This window comes from Vibrio sp. GLN_1, assembly GCF_043106015.1.
GTDB classification, from domain to species: Bacteria; Pseudomonadota; Gammaproteobacteria; order Enterobacterales; family Vibrionaceae; genus Vibrio; species Vibrio parahaemolyticus.
Genome location: NZ_JBICMD010000017.1, coordinates 387,516 through 404,079, shown reverse-complemented (window position 1 = coordinate 404,079; position 16,564 = coordinate 387,516). Strand labels below are relative to the sequence as shown.

The 16,564-nt window shown below is 47.1% G+C and carries 16 protein-coding genes; 4 read left to right on the top strand and 12 right to left on the bottom strand.

The features are described 5' to 3' along the window. The first annotated feature begins 41 nt into the window (after positions 1 to 41). From greB to envZ, 4 genes are all read left to right on the top strand, one after another. Positions 42 to 533: a transcription elongation factor GreB gene (gene greB / locus ACF8OV_RS10245; RefSeq protein WP_005458979.1), complete on the top strand. Its 492-nt coding sequence runs from the start codon at positions 42 to 44 to the stop codon at positions 531 to 533. Between the two features lie 111 nt (positions 534 to 644). After that, the gene (locus ACF8OV_RS10240) at positions 645 to 1,037 is read left to right on the top strand and encodes a DUF1090 domain-containing protein (RefSeq protein WP_021449007.1); all 393 of its coding nucleotides are present in this window, start codon (positions 645 to 647) and stop codon (positions 1,035 to 1,037) included. 218 nt (positions 1,038 to 1,255) lie between these two features. Next, positions 1,256 to 1,975 carry a two-component system response regulator OmpR gene (ompR, locus tag ACF8OV_RS10235; RefSeq protein WP_005459027.1) on the top strand — a complete coding sequence of 240 codons (720 nt, stop codon included), beginning with the start codon at positions 1,256 to 1,258 and terminating at the stop codon, positions 1,973 to 1,975. A 105-nt stretch (positions 1,976 to 2,080) separates the two neighbouring features. Beyond that, positions 2,081 to 3,373, top strand: coding sequence for a two-component system sensor histidine kinase EnvZ (envZ, locus tag ACF8OV_RS10230; RefSeq protein WP_005459014.1), 1,293 nt, complete (start codon positions 2,081 to 2,083; stop codon positions 3,371 to 3,373). A gap of 64 nt (positions 3,374 to 3,437) precedes the next feature. On the opposite strand, the gene ACF8OV_RS10225 is transcribed toward envZ, so the two are convergent. From ACF8OV_RS10225 to ACF8OV_RS10170, 12 genes are all read right to left on the bottom strand, one after another. Beyond that, entirely contained in the window at positions 3,438 to 4,829 is a 1,392-nt protein-coding gene (locus ACF8OV_RS10225; RefSeq protein WP_005459007.1) for a uracil-xanthine permease family protein, read from the bottom strand. Positions 4,830 to 5,061: 232 nt separating this feature from the next. Then, on the bottom strand, positions 5,062 to 7,143 hold the full coding sequence (gene recG, locus ACF8OV_RS10220; RefSeq protein WP_203504518.1) for an ATP-dependent DNA helicase RecG: 2,082 nt from the start codon (positions 7,141 to 7,143) through the stop codon (positions 5,062 to 5,064). 118 nt (positions 7,144 to 7,261) lie between these two features. Next, entirely contained in the window at positions 7,262 to 7,945 is a 684-nt protein-coding gene (gene trmH / locus ACF8OV_RS10215; RefSeq protein ID WP_005478720.1) for a tRNA (guanosine(18)-2'-O)-methyltransferase TrmH, read from the bottom strand. Between the two features lie 57 nt (positions 7,946 to 8,002). Continuing rightward, a complete protein-coding gene (spoT, locus tag ACF8OV_RS10210) occupies positions 8,003 to 10,123 on the bottom strand; it encodes a bifunctional GTP diphosphokinase/guanosine-3',5'-bis pyrophosphate 3'-pyrophosphohydrolase (RefSeq protein ID WP_005459012.1) in 2,121 nt (706 codons plus the stop codon). A gap of 39 nt (positions 10,124 to 10,162) precedes the next feature. Next, complete coding sequence (rpoZ, locus tag ACF8OV_RS10205; protein WP_005379346.1) at positions 10,163 to 10,435, bottom strand: DNA-directed RNA polymerase subunit omega; 273 nt, start codon at positions 10,433 to 10,435, stop codon at positions 10,163 to 10,165. Positions 10,436 to 10,616: 181 nt separating this feature from the next. Continuing rightward, positions 10,617 to 11,240: a guanylate kinase gene (gene gmk / locus ACF8OV_RS10200; RefSeq protein ID WP_005496750.1), complete on the bottom strand. Its 624-nt coding sequence runs from the start codon at positions 11,238 to 11,240 to the stop codon at positions 10,617 to 10,619. Between the two features lie 305 nt (positions 11,241 to 11,545). Beyond that, positions 11,546 to 12,760 carry a lipopolysaccharide assembly protein LapB gene (locus tag ACF8OV_RS10195; RefSeq protein WP_025573454.1) on the bottom strand — a complete coding sequence of 405 codons (1,215 nt, stop codon included), beginning with the start codon at positions 12,758 to 12,760 and terminating at the stop codon, positions 11,546 to 11,548. Between the two features lie 12 nt (positions 12,761 to 12,772). Beyond that, entirely contained in the window at positions 12,773 to 13,405 is a 633-nt protein-coding gene (locus tag ACF8OV_RS10190) for an energy transducer TonB (protein WP_005458947.1), read from the bottom strand. A gap of 4 nt (positions 13,406 to 13,409) precedes the next feature. Beyond that, positions 13,410 to 13,817, bottom strand: a complete 408-nt coding sequence (locus tag ACF8OV_RS10185; protein WP_005458951.1) for a biopolymer transporter ExbD — start codon at positions 13,815 to 13,817, stop codon at positions 13,410 to 13,412. A gap of 25 nt (positions 13,818 to 13,842) precedes the next feature. After that, the gene (locus tag ACF8OV_RS10180; RefSeq protein WP_005458945.1) at positions 13,843 to 14,370 is read right to left on the bottom strand and encodes a MotA/TolQ/ExbB proton channel family protein; all 528 of its coding nucleotides are present in this window, start codon (positions 14,368 to 14,370) and stop codon (positions 13,843 to 13,845) included. Between the two features lie 9 nt (positions 14,371 to 14,379). Continuing rightward, on the bottom strand, positions 14,380 to 15,741 hold the full coding sequence (locus ACF8OV_RS10175) for a MotA/TolQ/ExbB proton channel family protein (RefSeq protein WP_025633790.1): 1,362 nt from the start codon (positions 15,739 to 15,741) through the stop codon (positions 14,380 to 14,382). A 3-nt stretch (positions 15,742 to 15,744) separates the two neighbouring features. After that, complete coding sequence (locus ACF8OV_RS10170; RefSeq protein WP_005496754.1) at positions 15,745 to 16,509, bottom strand: DUF3450 domain-containing protein; 765 nt, start codon at positions 16,507 to 16,509, stop codon at positions 15,745 to 15,747. Between the last annotated feature and the right edge of the window lie 55 nt (positions 16,510 to 16,564).

The window sequence follows — 16,564 nt, the reverse complement described above, 5'->3', positions numbered from 1 at the left end:
AATGTGCGGCATTTTTTATGCCGAAATGAATAGGAGCCAAATTGAAAACTAAGCTGATTACCCGTGAAGGTTATAACAAACTCAAGCAAGAGCACGATTACCTCTGGAATGAAAAGCGTCCAGAAATCACCAAGATCGTGACGTGGGCGGCCAGCCTTGGCGATCGTTCGGAAAATGCTGACTACACCTTCAATAAACGACTGCTGCGTCAAATCGATCGACGCGTTCGTTTTCTCAGAAAGTTTTTACCTGAAGTCACTATCGTAGATTACTCACCTCAACAAGAAGGCAAAGTCTTTTTTGGTGCTTGGGTCGAGATTGAAAACGAAGCCGGTGATGTGAAGAAGTTCCGCATTGTGGGGCCAGAAGAAATATATGGCGATGCCAAAGATTACATCTCCATTGATTCCCCTATGGCCAGAGCCATGTTGAAAAAGCAAGTGGATGAAGAATTTACCGTTCGAACGCCGGAAGGTGACAAAGAGTGGTTCATCAATTCGATTGAATACAACAAGCAAAGCGCAGAATCTTAACTTCCTCGACCTTGAAACATTTGGCGAGCGAAGTGCGTTTGCCAATGATGTGACCTATTTTTATGCGCCCTCATTTGAGGGCGCGAGCTGTATTTACTGGAGAGGTTTAAAATGAAAGCCGTGATTTGTGGTGCTGCGTTAACGATGGCTATTTCGCTTCCTACTGTCGCTCAAGAAGAGCTAAAAGGGTGTGATGCCAAAGCGTTTGCTCTTGAGCAGCAAATTGAATACGCCACAGTACAAGGTAATCAAAAGCGCATTGATGGATTAAAACGAGCCCTTGCTGCGATTGAGGATGAATGCTCGGAAGAAGATTTACGCGAAAAACTGCAAGCAGAAATCGAACAAAAAGCGCAAAAAGTAAAAGCCCGCGAGCTAGAATTGGTAGAGGCACAAACGTCGGGTTCGAGCGACAAAATCGAGAAAAAGCGCCGAAAATTAGATGAAGCGCAAAAAGAGTTGTTAGACGCTAAACGTGAGTTGGAATGGAATTACGGCCAGTAGGCACTCCGACCTTCGCGGCGGTTAACACTACCTCTCATCGCGTTTTTGTGGCGTTGTTCACATCTCGAAACAAAGTCAATATCGCTAAATACTTAGGGCGGCGCGCAAATAATTTCCCAAAACCGCGTCTAAGATAAAAAGAGTAACAATTTGCACAAGCACGTTTGAAAAAACAGTGATACATTTTCGTCAATAGATGCTTCTGAAAGGATGTTTCAATGCAGGAAAATCATAAAATTTTAGTGGTTGATGACGATGCTCGTTTGCGTGCTCTGTTGGAGCGTTACCTTTCTGAGCAAGGTTTTCAAGTCCGTAGTGTAGCAAACGGCGAACAAATGGATCGCCTACTAACACGCGAAAACTTTCACCTAATGGTATTGGATTTGATGTTGCCAGGCGAAGATGGCTTGTCGATTTGTCGCCGTTTACGCCACGCCAATAACATGTTGCCAATTCTGATGCTGACAGCAAAAGGTGACGAGGTTGACCGTATTGTTGGTTTGGAAGTTGGTGCGGACGATTACCTACCTAAACCGTTCAACCCGCGTGAACTACTCGCTCGTATTAAAGCGGTTTTACGTCGCCAAACGGTTGAGCTACCGGGCGCGCCAAGTACGGAAGAAAAAGTGGTCGAGTTTGGCGAGTTTCGTTTGAATCTCGGCACGCGTGAAATGTTCCGTGGTGATGAGGCGATGCCATTAACATCGGGTGAATTTGCGGTGTTGAAATCACTGGTAACCAACGCGCGTGAGCCAATGTCGCGTGATAAGCTGATGAACATGGCGCGTGGTCGTGAATACTCGGCGATGGAGCGTTCTATCGACGTACAAATTTCTCGTCTACGCCGCATGTTGGAAGACGATCCGAGTAAACCTCGCTACATCCAGACCGTATGGGGGTTAGGTTACGTATTTGTCCCAGACGGCAAAGAGTCGTAATTCTTACTCACTTAACCGGCAATCGGTTTTTAAAACTTCGGCCATCAAATTTCCTTCTTATTTGGTGGCCGAGGTTTTCGCAATTAGGATCATCAGGAAATTTCCATGCGAATCCGAAGTTCACTGACACAATCTATTCTACTGTTCATCTCCTTGCTTCTCGCTAGCCAAGTCTTTTCTTATTACGCCGTTTTTAACTACGCGTTGATGCCAAGCCTGCAACAGTTCAACAAAATTCTTGCTCACGAACTGAATCTGGTTCTCGATGAAGATGGCCCGCTCAAATCGGATGCACCATTGCGTCGCCAGTTATTAGAAAGGTTGGGCGTGACAGTTCACAGCATCAACAGCGAGAAGGCGGTTGAGTTTAACCATGCGATGTCGATTGATTTGATGTCGGAGGAAATGACTCAAGAGCTAGGCTCACCAACCGAAGTACGCCTGCTGCTGGGTAGTGAAAGCTACATTTTGTGGATGCACATCGAGAAGTTGCCCAATTCCATTATTCGCATCCCGCTGTCTGAGCTGCAAGAAGAGGACTTTGCGCCGCTATTTCGTAACAGCCTGATCATGGCGCTATTAATTATCGCAGGTGGTTGGTTGTTTATTCGCTTGCAAAACCGGCCATTATTGGCGTTGCAACGAGCGGCAGAAGGCGTTGGGAGAGGGGAAATTCCCCCACCGCTACCAGAAAAAGGCGCATCGGAAATTCGTTCGGTAACTCGTGCGTTTAACCAGATGTCGAAAGGGATTCAAGAGCTCGAAGAAGACCGCGCTCTGTTAATGGCAGGCATCAGTCATGATTTACGTACGCCGCTGACGCGAATTCGTCTCGCTACTGAAATGATGTCGCCAGAAGACAGCTATTTGGCGGAAGGGATCATCAGTGACACGGAAGAGTGCAATGAGATCATCAGTCAATTTATGGATTATCTAAAGCCTGTAAACAAAGAATCGTTTGAGTCGGTTGATGTCAGTACCATCGCTAGTGACGTGGCGAGCTCTGAAGGGGGATATGAAGTCGAGATTGAAACGGACTTGAACATGCACCTTCCTCCTGCGAAAGGTAGCCCGATTGCTATTAAGCGAGCGGTGAGTAACTTAGTTGTCAACGCACTGCGTTACGGCAACGGTTGGGTGAAAATCAGCACAGGCGTGACGGCAGACAAACAGTTGGTTTGGATATGCGTAGAAGATAACGGTCCGGGGATTGAGCAGTCGCAAATCGCGAAGTTGTTCGAACCGTTTACCCGTGGTGATACGGCTCGTGGCAGCGAAGGTACTGGTCTGGGTTTAGCGATTGTAAAACGTATTGTTATCCAACATTCAGGTTCGGTGGTGATGCGTAATCGCAGTGAAGGCGGCTTGATCGCCCAAATCAGTTTCCCGACCAAATAACCTTCTTAAACCAAAAAGCCCAACCAAAAATGTGGTTGGGCTTTTTAATTTCTAAGTACAGGTATTAAGACTCTTTCACTTCTTGAGCGACAAGTTCATCTTCTTCTGTCAGTTTTTCTGGAAGCAGCAAGTTCAGCAGTATCGCGGTGATACCGCCAGCAGCCACACCAGTTGAGAAGATGCTTTTAATAAACTCAGGCATAAACTGCAGAATCTCAGGTTTCTGAGCGATACCTAACCCCATCGAGAATGACAGCGCCATAATCAGAATCGCGCGTCGGTCGAGGTCAACACGCGAGATAATGCGCACGCCTGCAGCGGCAATGGTGCCGAACATCACGATGGTAGCGCCACCAAGTACAGGTTCTGGGATCAGCTGAACAAAACTGGCCACGCCCGGGAATAGACCAAGAATCACTAACATGCCCGAGATAAAGTAACCCACGTAACGGCTTGCGACGCCCGTTAGCATGATAATGCCGTTGTTTTGACTGAAAGTAGAGTTTGGAAAGCTGTTGAATACCGCAGCGATGGCCGAGTTCAGACCATCCGCTAATACCCCACCTTTGATGCGCTTCATGTAAATAGGGCCTTTAACCGGCTCGCCAGATACTTCAGACGTTGCGGTAATGTCGCCGATCGCTTCCAACGCCGTGATAAAGAAAATCAGCACGAGAGGGATAAATAGTGACCAGTCAAATGACAAGCCGTACTGCATCGGAATCGGTAGCGCAACGAGGTTGGTTTCCCCCAATTTTGAGGTGTCGACCATACCCATGAAGTATGCCATTACATAGCCAACCAGCATGGCAATCACGATCGAAGCCACGCGAATGTATGGGTTTTTAGAACGATTCAAAATCACAATTAAACCAAGTACGGTACCAGCGAGCGCCAGTTTGTCTAAGCTACCAAAAGTACCGTCGCCCATTGCAGCATAGCCTCCACCCATAGAAACCAAGCCAACTTGGATCAGCGTCAGGCCAATCAGAGTTACGACAATGCCAGAGACGAGAGGTGTGATGATGCGACGTGCATGCTCAAGCACACGAGACAGTAAGATCTCGGCAAAGGAGGCAACTAAAATCGTCCCGAAAATCGCCGCCATCATGGTGCTGATGTCCGCGCCACCTGCTTTGAGTGATAAACCCGCACCGATGATTGGACCCAAAAAGTTAAAGCTGGTGCCTTGCACCGATAGCAAGCCGGAGCCGACAGGGCCAAAGGTACGGATTTGGATAAAGGAAGAAACACCAGATGCAAACAGCGACATGCTGATAATGGTGTTGGTTTGATCGGCCGGAACGCCCAAAGATTGGCAAATGATTAATGAAGGTGTAATCACCGCAACGAACATCGCCAATAAATGCTGAAGTGCAGCAAAAATCGTTTGTGGCAGTGGTGGACGATCATTTAATTGATAGACCAGTTCCGAAGATCGGTTTGAAGTTGTCATGATTTGTCTCGCTAGTCGCAATGTGTTCCCAGATCTCGCTGAATGGGAGGGCTGGGTGGAGTTGACGTCGTTACCTGTGATTGCTGTTAATCAGTGTCAACTCAGGTTGGTGAAGTGTGATGAGGCACACTCTAGAAATTTTGAGCGCGATTATAGAGAGATTTACCCAAAAAGCAATCGTTTGCTATTGGTGGCGGTACTAAAAAACGAGCCGTTTGGCTCGCTTTAAGATTTACGCTTTGGAGTAGATATCACGCTCGCCTAGCCAGCGATCGATAATGGCGGCTGCATTGGTTGGGTAATTGTCGTGAATATGACGTGCAATACGTTGAACTTCGGGAATTAAGCGTTGATCTCGAACTAAATCGGCAATTTTGAAATCAGCCAAGCCTGTTTGTTTGGTGCCCAACAATTCGCCGGGCCCGCGGATCTCGAGGTCTTTCTGCGCAATAACAAAGCCATCGTTACTTTCACGCAGCACACCGAGTCGTTTTTGTGCGGTTTTCGACAGGGGGGCGTGGTACAGCAGGACACAGTGACTGGCAACCGAGCCTCGACCGACGCGGCCTCTTAACTGGTGTAATTGAGCCAAACCAAGGCGTTCAGGGTTTTCGATGATCATCAAGCTAGAGTTTGGCACGTCTACGCCAACTTCTATCACCGTCGTGGCTACGAGCAGGTGGAGCTTGTTGTCTTTAAACTCTTGCATGACAGCTTGCTTTTCGGCGGGCTTCATACGGCCATGAACTAGGCCAATTTTTACATCTGGCAGTTTGCGCTGCAACTCTTCGGCGGTGTCTGCTGCGGCTTGAGCTTCCAACACTTCCGATTCATCGATCAGCGTACACACCCAATACGCTTGCTTGCCTTCGTTAAGACAAGCGTTTCGTACCCGCTCGACAATGTCGTCACGTTTGGTATCTGGAATGGCGACGGTTTGAATCGGCGTTCGGCCTGGTGGTAATTCGTCTATCACCGACGTTTCCAAATCAGCATACGCTGTCATTGCTAGCGTGCGAGGAATCGGAGTCGCCGTCATGATGAGCTGATGCGGATACGCGCCTTGTTTTGCCCCTTTCTCACGTAACTCTAATCGCTGATGGACGCCAAAGCGGTGCTGCTCATCAATGATGACTAAAGCTAGGTGATGAAATTCCACATGTTCTTGGAAGAGGGCGTGAGTACCCACTATCATTTGCGCTTCACCGCTGGCAATGCGAGCCAGTTCCGTCTCTTTGGCTTTGCCCTTGAGCTTACCAGCAAGCCAGCCTACTTGAATGCCCATGGCTTCAAACCAGTTGGCGAAATTGATGGCGTGTTGTTCGGCGAGCAGCTCAGTTGGTGCCATTAGTGCGACCTGATAACCGTGCTCGATAGCTCGAACCGCAGCCAGTGCCGCGACGAGGGTTTTCCCTGAGCCTACGTCACCTTGGACAAGACGCATCATTGGATACGGCTTTTCGAGGTCGGATTCAATCTCTTTCACCACGCGTGCTTGAGCATTGGTCGGAGAAAACGGCAGTTGCGCCAACAGCTGTTTTTTCAGTTTGTCACATGGTGCGAGCGGTAAGGCGATATCTTGCTGGCCTTTGCTGCGAACCGCCAACATCGACAAGTTCTGAGCGAGCAATTCTTCCATGATCAAACGGATTTGAGCGGGGTGCTTACCTTCATCAAATTCATCTAAATTAATGGTTGGCGGCGGGCGATGAATGGTGTGCAACGCCTGCGACATAGTAATCTGATGGTTATACAAGCCAGAAGGTAGCAATTCTTGCACTGCTGCTTTATCGAGTAGCACCAATGCTTGCTCAGTAAGGTTACGTAAAGTGATTTGACGCAGGCCATCTGTGGTTGGATAAACCGGGGTTAAGCTTTGTTCCACATCTGGCTTTTGTTCACTGGCGTAAAATTTGTAGTCAGGGTGCACAATTTCCAGCCCCATACCACCACGCTTAATTTCTCCGTAAGCGTGTACTAACTTACCCTGTGAAAAATTGTTCTTCATCGCTGCAGTAAAGTTGAAAAAACGCAGCGTGATAGTGCCATTGCCGTCACTGATTTTGACTGTCAGCATTTTGCGTTTACCAAAAATGGTATCGACGGTCATGACTTTACCTTGTACCGCAGCCCAAAGGCCTGCGTGCAGTTTGGCAATAGGATAAATGCGGGTGCGATCTTCGTAGCGTAGAGGCAGGTGGAACAACAAATCTTGAACGCTATGCAAGCCGACTTTAGCGAGTTTTTCTGCGACTTTGGCGCCAACTCCTGATAGAGAAGTTAAAGGAACAGCAGATAGCATTTGGGCAGACATAGAAAGCTCAAGAAAATGGTTAACATAGCAGTATGTTAACCATTGAGCTGTGTTTTTGTACAGGAAAAACTATAAGAAGTGGCGTAGAAAGCGAGGGCTTTCGACGTTATGTTTCAGCTTAAGCTTTTTGCATCTCTTGCCACCACGCCTCATCTGCGATGATTTGACCTTCATCGTCGAGTGGCGGGTATTCCAGTTTCTTGCGTTTCGCTACTTTGGCAAGCACTGGGTGACCACGTTCAAATAAGATGCGATGAATGGTTTCTTTTGGTAGTGCGCTTTCTTCTCGATCATACATGCCTGCCGCTTCACGTTGGCGTTGTGCTTCGTAAAGAATCACAGCACTGGCGACTGAGACATTCAAAGACTGCACCATACCAATCATCGGAATAATGATGTCTTGATCAGCGAGTTTTTTCGCTTGTTCAGACGCGCCAATTTTCTCACTACCCAGGATGATTGCAGTCGGTTTGGTGTAGTCGATTTCACGAAAATCGACCGCGGTGTCCGATAAGTTGGTCACCAATACTTGCATGCCTTGGGCTTTGAGCTCGGTAATGGCGGTTTCAATCGAGTTGTGAGTTTCTACTTCAACCCAGTTACGAGCACCTGCAGAAGTGTGGGTTAAAGTGCGCATTTTATCAGGCCAGATAGCATGAACTTTGTGTAAGCCCGTGGCGTCAGCCGTACGAATAACGGCAGAGACGTTGTTAGGTTTGTGAACCTCTTCTAGGCACAAAGTAAGGTCGGTTTGGCGTGCTTTCAGCACCTGATGGATACGGTGGTAACGTTCTAAATTCATAGTAAATAAATAGGGTATAAAAAAATCGCCACCCAGTGTGAGTGGGTGGCGATGAGTTTAGTTCTTTCTTCGTCTGACTCGGGTCGCCTGCGGCATCGCTTTGATTTTTCGCATGATACCTGCAAGGTGGACACGATCTTTAGTCGTCAGCAGAACGGTGACAGTATACAGTCGGCCATCACGTTCTTCGGTCGACAGGCCATGGATATTGGAGCCTGTTTTTGAAATCACGTTGGTCAATTCTGCCAGAGCACCTTGGTGGTTGAGCATGTCGACTTTCAGTTCTGCGATAAACTCTTTGTCGTAATCGTCAGACCACGCAACGGCCATGTATTTGTCCGGCTCTTTTTGGTAACCGCGCACATTTGGACACGTTTCACGGTGAACAACCAAGCCACGGCCAGGAGACACATGCGCAATGATGTGGTCATCTGGAATTGGGTGACAGCAGTTAGCAAACGTCAGCAGCAAACCTTCCGCGCCACGAATTGGAAGTTTCTTCTTCGAGTCGGTTGGAATGGAACTGGTTGTCGTTAGTTCTTCAGTATCGCCCAGCAAACGACGAGCAATCACAATACTCATGAGTTCGCCTAAGCCAATTGCTGCGAGTAAATCGTCTGTGCTTTCTAAGCGCAGATCGGTCAGTACTTCTTGAATGTTCTCTGGGTAGATGGAGTCAATCGAGTGACGACCCAAAGCGTGATTCAATAGGCGGCGGCCGAGCGTGATGGATTCTTCACGGCGCATGGTTTTCAGTACTTGACGAATCTTAGTGCGAGCGCGAGAAGTCACGACATAGTTCAACCAAGCGGCATTTGGACGCGCACCTGGCGCACTGATGATTTCTACTGTCTGGCCGTTCTTCAGCGCCTTACTTAGTGGGTAAGGGTTGCGATCAACACGAGCACCAACACAGGAATTACCTACATCGGTATGTACCGCGTAAGCAAAATCTACGGCTGTCGCGCCAAGTGGCAGTTCAACAATACGACCTTTTGGTGTGAAGACGTAAATCTCATCTGGGAATAGATCCGATTTTACGTTTTCAATGAATTCGAATGAGTTACCGGCACTTTGTTGTAGCTCAAGCAAGCTTTGCATCCAACGCTGTGCTTTCACTTGTGCGGTCGTGCCCGACTTATCGCCCTTGTCTTTATAAGACCAGTGAGCTGCGACACCTTTGTCCGCCATTTGATCCATATCTTCAGTACGGATCTGAACTTCAACAGGCACACCGTGTGGGCCAACCATGGAAGTGTGAAGCGATTGATAGCCGTTCGCTTTTGGTACCGCGATATAGTCTTTCATGCGACCTGGGCGCGGCTTATACAAGCTGTGTACTTGGCCTAGAACGCGATAACAAGTATCGGCAGTATCAACAACCACTCGGAAAGCGTAGATATCCATGATGGTGTGAAAACGCTGTTCTTTGGTTTTCATCTTGTTGTAGATGGAGAACAGGTTCTTTTCACGACCTACGACGCGTGCATTCAAACCAACATCTTGCAGTCGGCCTTCGATTTCACTGTGAATACGCTGAATCATCTCTTTGCGATTCCCGCGAGCCGCTCTCACGACTTCTTTGAGTACGCGATAACGGTTTGGGTACAGCGCTTCGAAACCCAGCTCTTCCAACTCAGTTTTGATATTGTGAATACCAAGACGATGAGCTAATGGGGCATAGATTTCTAGTGTTTCACGAGCGATGCGACGTTTTTTGTCTGGTCGAAGTGCACCTAACGTGCGCATGTTGTGCGTACGGTCAGCCAGTTTGATCAGGATAACGCGGATATCTTGCACCATCGCCAGAACCATCTTGCGAAAGTTCTCAGCTTGAGCCTCTTTCCTGTCACGGAATTTGAGTTTGTCCAGTTTAGATACACCATCAACCAACTCAGCGACGGTGTTGCCGAATTTCTCTTCGAGATCTTCTTTTGTAACGTCACAGTCTTCAATGACGTCATGCAGCAAAGCAGCTTGGAGGGTTTCAATATCGAGGCGCATTTCGGCCAAGATACGAGCCACAGCGACAGGGTGGATGATGTATGGTTCACCGCTAGAGCGGGTTTGCCCTTCATGGGCATCTCTCGCTACCACATAAGATTGACGCAGAGCCTCAATTTGAGGCTCTGTTAGGTATTCTTGGGCAACGTCTTTGAGGCTATCGAATAGATACAAATTATAGGCCCGGGAGGTTGTTGAATTCTAAAGACAGAATTAACGGTTGTGAGCGATGCTGCTTACTGCCGCTAGCTCTGCCGCTTCTTGCTCTTGCTGTTCTTGACGTTCACGAGCGTCTAGAACTTCTTTAGTAATTAAACCTTCTTCGATTTCGCGTAGAGCGATAACCGTTGGCTTATCGTTCTCTTCTGGCACTAGTGCATCTTTACCGCCAGTTTGCATTTGACGAGCGCGGCGAGCCGCAATCAGTACTAGGTCGAAACGGTTGCCAACTTTTTCAACAGCGTCTTGAACAGTTACGCGTGCCATGAGGACTCCAAATAGTTAACTAAATTTTAGAATGACGAGAAAGTATACAACCTAACTACTTTATTTACTAGCAATTAGACAAGCCACAATGTGTGGGCTTTCTCTCTTGTTTATTATGGCCACTTTGCACAATACAAAGTAGCGGAAATTCTGGTTAAACAGACTGACTCTTTGGTGAGAGCTATTCTGCTAATAACGCGTCAAGCATACCTTTATATTTAGCAGCTTGTTTTTCTTCCTTCAATCTTTCTGCACGAAGGATAGCTTTAAAGTCCATTAATGCTGTGTCGAAATCATCATTCACGATGACGTAGTCATATTCGCTGTAATGTGAGATTTCCGATTTTGCTTCAGCCATGCGCTTGGCGATGACTTCTGCGCTGTCTTGACCACGAGTATTTAAACGACGTTCAAGCTCACCGTTTGAAGGTGGCAGAATGAAGATGCTTTTTGCTTCTGGCATTTGCTCACGAATTTGGCGAGCACCTTGCCAGTCGATATCTAGGAATACATCGATGCCTTTCTCTAGCGTTTCTTCAATCCATACGCGAGACGTACCGTAATAGTTACCAAACACTTCGGCGTATTCGAGGAAGTCGCCTTTAGCAATCAGAGTTTCAAACTCTTCTTTTGCGACGAAGTGATAGTGGACACCGTCTTCTTCACCAGGACGCATGTTGCGAGTAGTGTGAGACACAGACACTTTCATTGCGTATGTTGGATTACGTTCCAACATTGCTGAGATCAAGCTAGATTTACCTGCGCCGCTAGGTGCAGATACGATATAGAGAGTACCTTTGCCCATTGTACTGTTCCACTTTTGATTGGATTGATTGAGTGCCGAAGGAAAGTCTCGACAGTCTTATAACGATAGCACTGGCGGCAAGGAATCAGCCATTATGGAAATGGTGATTGGTGATAATCCCGCCAGAAAAATGGAGGCGAAGAGTATCATGATCTCTATGTGGTTACCAGTTGATCTTTTGGTTTGCGTACCCTTCAATGACAACGGATTGAGAACTGAAAAACGACGAAAAAAGGGGAAGCTTTCACTTCCCCAGGCGTGCGACTGACTCACACTTAATTTTCGCGCCATGCTAAATGCATGACTTACCCTTGTGACTCTAGGAAATTAATCCAAGGGCTCGCCATTGCTCTCATATCCGGAGATTGAGCCGCACTTTTCATTGCTTTAAGAGCATTACTCGGTTGGTTTAACTCAAAATATGCCATGCCACGAATGTAAGAGAGCTCTCCTTTTTGTTCGTGCTTAGCATCTGGGGCGGCGTTTTGCGTAAATTTCGTCGCCTCCGTATATTGCTTGTCTAAAATCATTAGACGAGCAATTTTTATTTGAGTTTTTGCTTGTGGAGCAAGATTGTAAGCTTGCTGATAGACGTCGATAGCCTGTTCAAGTTCTTGTGCTTGCTGCCAAAACGAACCAAGTGTTTCCAAATTTTTTGCGTTGCGTTCTACATGACCATTATCAAAGGCTGCTTGAAGTGTTTTCGCTGCGCGGAAAGGCACCCCTTGATAAGCTTGGAAGTTTACTAAACGCAGGTATTCTTTCTCACCTTCTAATAGACCCAATTTATGAGCCATTTCTAGTGTTGAAAGGGCATTGCGCTCTTGATTTAACTCCATGTAAATACCAGACAATTGAGTCCAGTAACGCTTATTTTTTGGATATTTAGTGGTTAATATTTTCAATACACCCGCAACGCTCTTGAACTGCTTAAGTTCATAGTGCGCAGACATCAGTAGCTGATACCAAGATTCACTAGGTTCTTTACTCATAGCGATTGCTTGCTTAGCTGGTGGAATCGCGTTTTTGTAATCTTCTAGCTGAACATAAGCACTCGCTAGAGTGATGTATGCATGCGCTTGTGGCTTTTCTTCGGTGGTTTCTGCAATTTTGAACCACTCATTCATGGTTGCTACTGACTTTTTAAATTGCCCTTCGGCTAAGTAAAGCTGCGCCAAGCTATAACGAACTTGCTGGGCTACAGGCACTGGAAGTGCGTTTAAACTTAACGCATCAGCAAAATACTTTGCTGCTTTCGGGTAGTCATCTTGCAGAGAGTACAAAAAGCCCATCTGTTGCAGTAAGACTGCACGGTCATATTGTTTTTTACTTGTACTACTTAATGCTGAGTTCAATTTAGAAAGGGCATCAGCGTACTTTTCTGTAGCAATGAGTTCCTGAACTTTGTTTACCGTTCGAAACGTTTTGTCTGACAACTCCGGAGTGTTGGCAAAACCAGGCGCGCCATACGCGCCTGACAATAACACTAGAGAAGCCAACAGTTTGGTATATGCTTTCATACGTATGACTCCTTAGTTTGTAGAGAACTCAATTTCTTGAGAAAGGCGAGAGCTAACCGCTTTACCATCAACCATTTTGGGTTTGAAGGTCCACTTAGATACGGTTTTCTTCGCGGCTTGTCCCAAGCCCAACTTACGTGGTGTCTCTTTTAAAACTTTGACGTCCTCGACGCTACCACGTTCGTTAACAGTAAACTCTACAAGTACGATACCTTTCTCAAGTCCAGAACGGGCGGCCTTACGAGGCATCTGAGGTTGGAATGTTGCTAAAGGCACAGGGCCTCCGCTACCTGCCAGTCTCGCTCCGCCACCTTGGCTGTAATGACCGAGCACTGAGCCACCAGTGACGTTAACTGGTAGATCGAGTTTTGGCATATCCATTGGAACTTGGTCCATCACCGGCTTTACTGTCGACGTCACCTTCATTTCTGGTGGCGGCGGCGGACGCTTAGGTGGTGGCGGTTTCGGGAGTTCGCGTTTTTTCTCCTGTACTTTTTCGTCCGGTTTAATGCGAATGAAATCGACCATACGCTGATCATCATTCGACACTAGCTCGTGGCGCTCTTTGTTTACCAGCTTGTCCATCCCCCAGAACAATCCGAGGGAGACAATGAGCGCCAGTGCAATTGAGGCCAGATACCGCATAAGCTTAATCCTTATTCGTTGCGGCAATGGAGATGCTTTCGACACCTGCCATCTTAATCTGGTCCATAACCTTCACGACTACCCCTGCATTGGCCTCGGTATCCGCTTGGATAACAACAGCGCCATCAGGACTTTCTGCGCGAAGACGTTCGATGTTGGCGCGAACAGCGTCGACTTCAATGCGTCGTTTATCAACCCATACGTCTCCAGCGGCACCGATGGCAACCATAATGTTCCCTTTCTTCACGGTTTGTGCTGAGCTTGCTGTTGGGCGGTTTACTTCCAAACCTGCTTCTTTAACGAACGATGTTGTTACGATAAAGAAGATCAACATGATGAATACGATGTCGAGCATCGGTGTCATATCGATAGCTGTTTCGTCACTGCTATCACTGCTATAGCGTCTTTTCATGACCTATACCTCTAATTCCATTTACTCAGGCAATATGCTTTAGCTTATCTTCCAGCTTTTGCGTTGTGACTTTGGCTAAATGATCAAGACGTGAACTAAAGAACAGTCCTGACAGAGAAGCCACCATCCCGGCTAAAGTTGGGATTGTTGCCTTTGAGATCCCCGAGGCCATTGCTCGAGGGCTTCCTGTTCCGGTTACCGCTAAGATGTCGAATACTTGGATCATGCCGACTACGGTGCCGAGCAGGCCAAGTAGGGGACAAAGTGCAATCAGTACTTTGACGATTGGTAGCCCCTTTTTATTCTCAATATCCTGACGAGATACAATTTCTTGTCGGATCATCTTTGCGTTCCAGCTTTGATGTTCTGAACGCTCACTCCAAAGAGTCACGGCTTTTTTCGCGGCTCTTGGAGCGACGGCGGCAAAGTAGAACCAGCGTTCTAGCAGCACTGCCCATAACATGAAGCTGAGGATGAAGATAGCGACGAGTACATCGCCACCCATTCCCAAGAAGCGCCTAATTGATTCAAGTTCTCCAACTAACCACCACATAACGCCTCCTTAGCTTTCGGCTTTATGTAGTTTTTCCTGATAGCGAGCGATGAAACCTGCACTCTGTTCTTCAAGAGTTTGAACCAAACGACGACCTTTACTGTGTACGATGGTGTAAAGGAACAGTAGAGGAATTGCGACAACCAGACCTAACATGGTGGTTACCAATGCTTCAGAAATACCGCCAGCCATTAGTTTCGGATCGCCGGTACCAAATAGTGTGATTGCCTGGAAGGTACCGATCATACCCATTACTGTACCTAGTAGACCCAGTAGTGGAGCTACAGAAGCAAACAGTTTGATTGAGCTGATAAAGCGTTCAATGCTTGGTGCATTGCGTAGGATGATTTCGTCCAACTTCGCTTCCAGATCTTCAAGGTTGTCGCCTTTGTGATCTTGGTAAGCTTGGATAACTTCACCTAGAGGGTTGCCAGGGATAACTGTGTCTGATTTCGCCTGTTTACGCATTTTGCCACCGATGATCTGAAGGCGTAGGAAGCACAATAGCGCGATGATGACACCAACAGCGCCCATTGCTAGGATGACGTAACCAACGATACCGCCTTGGTCAATACGCTCCTGAACGGTAGGGCTCTGTACTAGTAGCGATAGAATTACGCCACGAGATGGATCAAGGAATAGCGGCTCATAAGTGCCTTTTGCTGATTCAAAACCAGCCACTTGGCTTGTGATGTTCTTGCTTGGCTGACGTGATAGTTCTTCGAACTTGCCAGTTTGAGGTACGTAAATGACGTATTTGCCATCTGCAATTGCGTTAAATTCTCCTACTAGCGTTACGTCGCGAACGGCTTCTTTACCTTCACCGTAAACAACCGTTGCTTGTGTTGTTGATGTATCACCAGATACGACAACTTGTTGAAGAATAGTGTGCCAGAATGCTTCCAGCTCTTGAGTTGATGGTAGTTCTTTACTTTCTGCCAGTTTCGTCAGCAGTGCATCACGCTCTGGGAACTGAACGGCATTTTGCGAAGCGGCAAACAGACCTTTAAATTCGCCTGCGTATTGACGAACCACACCAAACATTTCACCCAAGGTACCGGAGCGAACACGCAGTGTTTCGGTTAGTTCAGTCAGTTGTTTGTCGTTTTCGTCGAACGTTGCTTTTAGCTGATCACCCAGTGCTTGTTGTGCGGCAAGCTCATCGCGCGCTTGTTGCAGTAATACGGCTTGTTGGTCACGATCGCGTTTGAACACAGCTTCGCGTTCTTTGTTTTCTTTTGATTCAACAATGCTTTCTGATTTTACGTTTTTTAGTAGTTCAGAAAGTGTTTGTGGGGTTTCAGCTTGTACGCCAGAAACCATAAATAAGCTGGCTAGTAGACCAGCGGCTAGAGTTTTGAATCCTTTCATCTCTTATTCCTCCCCAGCAAATACAGGCAATTTGATTAGCGCTGGTGGCGCTTGCTTCTTCGCAATACGAAGGCCTTGCTGTACCGCAATACGGTAGCTTTCAGGTAGTGTCTCCCATTGACGTGTTTGTTGGTTCCACATACCTGTTTCACCGCCGTCTGGAGATTGGAATAGAAGTGCTGTACGACCAATACGTAAGAAATCGTACGTTACGATTTCGCCGTTACGATCTAAGCTCGCTTTGTAAGACTCAATTGAGCGAGAGAAGCCTTCTTCAATTTGGTACGCTTCCATCACTTTACGGAATTTCTCAGAAGTCGTTACGTCTGCGCGATCCATCAGGCGGCGTAACTCTTGAACGCGTTTGTTGCGTTCTTCTTTTTGGAAAGGCAAATCGAGAGTAACGAACTCATCTAGCGCATCGATCATTTTTAGTGTTAGAGGAACAACTTCTGTTGCTGTTTGATCGATTTGAGCAATTTGGTTATTCAATGAGTCCAGTTCGCCCTGTTGCGATTGAACCATTCGATTAATTTGCTCGTTGTAGACTTTCATACTATCGATTTGACGAAGTAAGCCCTTATATTCTGCCAACATACCTTCTGTGCTTTCAGCGTAAGTATCGATTTTTTGCTGAGAAGCTTGAGAAGACTTCGTTGTTTGTGCTTGATTGGCGACTACGGTTCCAGAGTCTGCAGCAATCGCTGCACCACTTACCGAGAGAATCGCGGCAGTCACTGCACTTACGCCAAATTCCTTTAACGTCATAGTAGCATCCTTGTTAGTGTAAATAGTCAGTCGAATAGGGCGCAGGAAATACTCC

What these genes read in the sequence shown, in the direction of transcription:
- gmk (WP_005496750.1), bottom strand. Translation starts at nt 11,240, where the DNA reads ATGGGCAAAGGTACTCTCTATATCGTATCTGCACCTAGCGGCGCAGGT.
- rpoZ (WP_005379346.1), bottom strand. Translation starts at nt 10,435, where the DNA reads ATGGCACGCGTAACTGTTCAAGACGCTGTTGAAAAAGTTGGCAACCGT.
- ompR (WP_005459027.1), top strand. Translation starts at nt 1,256, where the DNA reads ATGCAGGAAAATCATAAAATTTTAGTGGTTGATGACGATGCTCGTTTG.
- ACF8OV_RS10195 (WP_025573454.1), bottom strand. Translation starts at nt 12,760, where the DNA reads ATGAAAGCATATACCAAACTGTTGGCTTCTCTAGTGTTATTGTCAGGC.
- ACF8OV_RS10175 (WP_025633790.1), bottom strand. Translation starts at nt 15,741, where the DNA reads ATGAAAGGATTCAAAACTCTAGCCGCTGGTCTACTAGCCAGCTTATTT.
- recG (WP_203504518.1), bottom strand. Translation starts at nt 7,143, where the DNA reads ATGTCTGCCCAAATGCTATCTGCTGTTCCTTTAACTTCTCTATCAGGA.
- envZ (WP_005459014.1), top strand. Translation starts at nt 2,081, where the DNA reads ATGCGAATCCGAAGTTCACTGACACAATCTATTCTACTGTTCATCTCC.
- trmH (WP_005478720.1), bottom strand. Translation starts at nt 7,945, where the DNA reads ATGAATTTAGAACGTTACCACCGTATCCATCAGGTGCTGAAAGCACGC.
- ACF8OV_RS10190 (WP_005458947.1), bottom strand. Translation starts at nt 13,405, where the DNA reads ATGCGGTATCTGGCCTCAATTGCACTGGCGCTCATTGTCTCCCTCGGA.
- ACF8OV_RS10225 (WP_005459007.1), bottom strand. Translation starts at nt 4,829, where the DNA reads ATGACAACTTCAAACCGATCTTCGGAACTGGTCTATCAATTAAATGAT.
- ACF8OV_RS10170 (WP_005496754.1), bottom strand. Translation starts at nt 16,509, where the DNA reads ATGACGTTAAAGGAATTTGGCGTAAGTGCAGTGACTGCCGCGATTCTC.
- ACF8OV_RS10185 (WP_005458951.1), bottom strand. Translation starts at nt 13,817, where the DNA reads ATGAAAAGACGCTATAGCAGTGATAGCAGTGACGAAACAGCTATCGAT.
- ACF8OV_RS10180 (WP_005458945.1), bottom strand. Translation starts at nt 14,370, where the DNA reads ATGTGGTGGTTAGTTGGAGAACTTGAATCAATTAGGCGCTTCTTGGGA.
- ACF8OV_RS10240 (WP_021449007.1), top strand. Translation starts at nt 645, where the DNA reads ATGAAAGCCGTGATTTGTGGTGCTGCGTTAACGATGGCTATTTCGCTT.